Consider the following 1,058-nt stretch of genomic DNA (forward strand, 5'->3'; position numbering starts at 1 on the left):
CGCGAAACACGACGCGACATGGAATTCCGCGTTCATGAGAGGCGCCAGGCGCTCGAACGCGCGGAGAAAGGCCTGGCGTTGGGTTCGCCACACCTCCGGGTTAATACGGATTTCGAATTTCGGACGCAGTTTTCGAATGTGAACCTGGGTCAGGAGGTATGCAGCGTGCTGAGCATCGCTGCGCAGGGACCGAATGATTTCGAAATCCAGAAGCGCGTAGGAGTGAATACGCTCCGCCATGCGTTCGAAGAGTTCGGGCGATGCCCGCCAACGGATGTACTGACCGCCCTGGAGTAAGTCGATTTCATCGAAAAGTGTGCGGTGGTCCTCGAGCCAAGGTAGCGCGGCATGAAACATCCGGTTGTCGTTCGTGCGGCCCGGCGAAACGCGCGCCCGGATGACCGCGGTTTCCTCGAAAAACGCGGGCGGCGGGCCCGCAACCGGGTTGTACCGCCAGGTTCCGATCAGTTCTTGCGCATGCATCAGCCCGAGGGCGACACGCAAGGCCGGAGGGGGCGCCAGTTTGTCGAAAAGATCTATGCAGACATCGCGTTGGATCTGCACTTTGCCGTTGTCAGCAACCATTAAAGCATTCCGTTTCTTGCGGCGGGTTCGAGGGACGTAGGTCGATTTTCGGCGCCGCAAAACGGCGCCACAGCCGTGAGAAGAATCCGCTCATTCATGCAGCGCGCCGCGTCATCGTGCCGCCCGGCCACTTCATTTGTGCGCCGGTCCCGCTCGATTGCTGCGGAATTTCGGGTAACGCATTGCAAAGCCGGTCAAATCGCTCTCGGGAAGTTTTTTGGAAACGGTTGGAAATCAGGGGTTCATTACATTCACCCCCAGAGGAAATGGCACAATCCTGTGCGGGGCGCTGACGCGCTGTCTGGGTGGGGGGTGCGATTGCGGGCCACGATGCGACCTGAGGGCAGCCTCAGCGCCCCTGGGCACGTGGGCCGGTCAAGCCGCCCAGGCAGTGACCGGAAAAAGGGGCCGCGGCGTTTCTGTTCGGACCGTGAGGATCCTACGTTCGCCTTGTGATCACGCGACGACGCCAA

1 protein-coding gene is annotated in these 1,058 nt (G+C 60.6%); it reads right to left on the bottom strand.

All coding sequences use genetic code 11. From position 1 onward, the window contains the following. On the bottom strand, window positions 1-585 hold a 585-nt coding region (locus GQE99_RS20315), incomplete at its 3' end, for a hypothetical protein (RefSeq protein ID WP_161353789.1). Window positions 586-1,058: the final 473 nt, after the last annotated feature.

Origin of the sequence: Maritimibacter harenae (assembly GCF_009882975.1) — a bacterium.
Classification (GTDB): Bacteria; Pseudomonadota; Alphaproteobacteria; order Rhodobacterales; family Rhodobacteraceae; genus Maritimibacter; species Maritimibacter harenae.